The following is a 3,112-nucleotide window of genomic DNA, read 5'->3' as shown; positions in this document are numbered from 1 at the left end:
TTAGCGGTGCATAGCTTCTAAGCGGCGTTGCGCTGGCCTCGCTTGCCACGTAAATTTCGCCGCCTAAACGCTTGCCGGAACGCGGATTTTGCGCTCCGGCCGGCTTCACCAGAGGTCTGTGCTGGCACTCATGAGCGATCGTCCTGCCAACGGCCCCGGCAACGCCGAGCCAGTCTTCGCCGATATCGACGCCGCGACGCGGCGGCTGATGTCGGCGCTCGACTCGCTGGAAAGCGCGGTCGAACGCCGGCGCGAGGCCGACCGCGACGAGAACGAGTTGGCGGCGCGGATTCAGGCGCTCGGCGCCGACCGGTCGCGGCTCGCCGACGAACTCGACGGATCGCTGGTGAAGTCGCGCCGGCTGGAGCGCGCCAATCGCGAGATCGCCGAACGGCTGGATGCGGCGATCGGCACCATCCGCTCCGTACTCGATCCCGGAGACCGCGAATGAGCCATGTCAACGTCACCATCAACGGCCGGCAATTCCGGATGGCCTGCGAGGAAGGCCAGGAGTCGCGGCTGTTGAAGCTCGCCGAGAGCCTGGAAACGCGGATCCAGAGCCTGCGCGGCAAGTTCGGCGAGATCGGCGACGCGCGCCTCACCGTGATGGCGGCGCTGACGGTGTGCGACGAATTGCTTGACGCCGGCCAGCGCATCCGCAACCTCGAGGAGGAACTCGACGCCCTGCGCGACGTCCGCGCGGTGTCGGCGGATCGCGCCAAGGCGACGCAGATCGCGGTGGTCAACGCGCTGAACTCCGCGGCCGACCGGATCGAGAAGACCACCCATGTGCTGAACCGAACCATCGGCGGCGGCGTGCTGATCGGGTGATCGCGCACTTACCCTCCCCCTCCAGGGGAGGGTGAAGAAAGCATCGCCTCAGATCCTCCCGTTAAGGCTGGCGGTTTGGCCGTATCGTAGCTACATTGGCGGGGCGAAGCTGTGTCGCGCGTCAGAAGCCATATATCCCCGGGGCCTTATCGATCCTTCCGGGAACTGTCCCTGGCCGGGTCCGTGGATCCGGTCATATGGTGCCCACCTACTTTCGTAGGGAACTCCGGGATCGAGTGCTTCAACGGCCATTACGGCTTCGCACTTTTCTTGTTTTTTTTCCGCCGGGTTATTTCCTTGAGTGTGCGTCCATAACACTGGATGTCAGCTTTGCCGACCGACCGATCGAAGGCCGATCTGCGGACCGCCGCTCTCGCGAAGCGCGAGGCATTGAGCGACAAGAAGCGCGAGGCTGCGGCGAAGGCTGTTGCCAAACGCGGCCTGCCGATCGAGATCGCGCCAGGCAGCATCGTCTCCGGTTATTCGCCGATCCGCAGCGAGATCGATCCGGCGCCCCTGATGCGGATGCTCGCGGCCCAAGGCGCGCGGCTGGCGCTGCCGGCGGTGATGGCGCGCGGCAAGTCGCTGGCGTTTCGGGCCTGGTCGCCCGACGACAGGCTGATGCTGGGGCCGCTGGGCATTCTCGAGCCGTCGCCGGCCGCGGCCGAACTCGTTCCCGACATCATGCTGGTGCCGCTGGCGGCGTTCGACCGGCTCGGGCATCGCATCGGCTATGGCGCCGGGCATTACGACTACACGCTGGCGCATTTGCGCAAGACCAAGGCGATCACGGCGATTGGCCTCGCCTTCGCGGCGCAGGAAATCGAGGCCGTGCCGGCGTTGTCGCACGACGTGCCGCTGGATTATGTGCTAACGGAAACCGGGATATTCGATTTCCGGAGTTGATGGATTGCGCATTCTTTTCGTCGGGGACGTGGTCGGCCGGTCCGGCCGCACCGCTGTCGCAGAACACTTGCCGGGCATGATCCGCGACTGGGCGCTCGATCTCGTGGTGGTCAATGGCGAGAACGCCGCCGGCGGCTTCGGCATCACCGAGGCGATCTACCAGGAATTCATCGACGCCGGCGCCGATGCGGTCACGCTCGGCAACCACGCCTGGGACCAGCGCGAGGCGCTGGTGTTCATCGAGCGCGCGCCGCGGCTGGTTCGTCCGGCTAATTTTCCGAAGGGCACGCCGGGCCGCGGCGCGGCTTTGGTCGACACCAAGAACGGCAAGCGCGCGCTGGTCATCAACGCGATGGGCCGCGTCTTCATGACGCCGTTCGACGACCCCTTCGCCGTGCTCAACCGCGAACTCGAAGCCTGTCCGCTGGGCGAAGCCGCCGATGCCGTCGTGGTGGATTTCCACTGCGAAGCATCGAGCGAAAAGCAGGGCATCGGATTCTTCTGCGACGGCCGCGCCAGCCTCGTGGTCGGTACCCACACCCATGTGCCGACATCGGATCACCAGATCCTCGCCGGCGGCACCGCCTACATGACCGACGCCGGCATGACCGGCGACTATGATTCGATCATCGGCATGCAGAAGGAAGAACCGCTGCGGCGCTTCACGACCGGCATTCCCTCGGGCCGGTTCGAACCGGCCGGTGGCGTCGCCACGCTGAGCGGCGTCGCGGTCGAGACCGACGATGCGACGGGCCTCGCGCTCAAGGTCGCGCCGGTGCGGATCGGCGGCCGGCTGGAGACGGCGCTGCCGGGGTTCTGGATGACAGGTTGAGCGCAGGAAGACCGGCTTTCGCGATCTCGCGCTCAAGGAGGATGGCTTGCGGGTTGATCTGATCTGGATGCTGACGGCATTTCTTGCCACGGCCGCGCATGCGCAGACGCTCACGCAGCGGCCGGCGGCGCAGAATCCGGTGACGTCGGTCGAGATGACCGAGCGGCTGGAGAAATCCGCGCTTCGAACCGCGAAGTCCAATCCGAAGGGCGCGGCGAGGGGCGCGTCGGTGGATTTCAGCTGGCCCGCCGACGCCGAGGAATACCGCAAGCTCGCCAAGCACGTGCTGGTGCTGGTCAGCGTGGTGACGCAGGACGCCGCCGAACTGCCGCTGCGCCGCGTCTATGTCGATTCCAATGGCAAGCAGACCCAACTGAAAAAGCTGTCCAGCCAGCGCAGCAGCGTGGCCGATGGATCGGTGACGTTTTCCGTGCTCGGACCCTATCGCGAGGATGGTTTCTACCTCGCGCCTGCCGGAGCGATGATGGCGGAGGGCCATCTGCAGGCCGATTTCGCGGTGCGCCGGGTCGGCTTCAATCTCTA

At 66.0% G+C, this 3,112-nt stretch carries 5 protein-coding genes and 1 other RNA gene; all 6 read left to right on the top strand.

What is annotated here, in order from left to right:
• Positions 1-130: 130 nt before the first annotated feature.
• A complete protein-coding gene (locus tag Q8N40_RS19035) occupies positions 131-451 on the top strand; it encodes a DUF4164 domain-containing protein (RefSeq protein ID WP_305318681.1) in 321 nt (106 codons plus the stop codon).
• Entirely contained in the window at positions 448-831 is a 384-nt protein-coding gene (locus Q8N40_RS19030) for a cell division protein ZapA (protein WP_305712905.1), read from the top strand. Before Q8N40_RS19035 ends, Q8N40_RS19030 begins: the two co-directional genes overlap by 4 nt.
• 103 nt (positions 832-934) lie before the next feature.
• A non-coding RNA gene (gene ssrS / locus Q8N40_RS19025) (6S RNA) lies at positions 935-1,095 on the top strand.
• A 66-nt stretch (positions 1,096-1,161) separates the two neighbouring features.
• Positions 1,162-1,737: a 5-formyltetrahydrofolate cyclo-ligase gene (locus tag Q8N40_RS19020; RefSeq protein WP_370870850.1), complete on the top strand. Its 576-nt coding sequence runs from the start codon at positions 1,162-1,164 to the stop codon at positions 1,735-1,737.
• Positions 1,738-1,741: 4 nt separating this feature from the next.
• Positions 1,742-2,569 carry a TIGR00282 family metallophosphoesterase gene (locus tag Q8N40_RS19015; RefSeq protein ID WP_305712904.1) on the top strand — a complete coding sequence of 276 codons (828 nt, stop codon included), beginning with the start codon at positions 1,742-1,744 and terminating at the stop codon, positions 2,567-2,569.
• A 46-nt stretch (positions 2,570-2,615) separates the two neighbouring features.
• Positions 2,616-3,112, top strand: a 497-nt coding sequence (locus tag Q8N40_RS19010) for a hypothetical protein (RefSeq protein ID WP_305712903.1), incomplete at its 3' end; no start/stop codon positions are given.

Source organism: Bradyrhizobium sp., from assembly GCF_030693485.1.
GTDB lineage: Bacteria > Pseudomonadota > Alphaproteobacteria > Rhizobiales > Xanthobacteraceae > Bradyrhizobium.
This window is presented reverse-complemented; position numbering and strand designations above follow the sequence as displayed.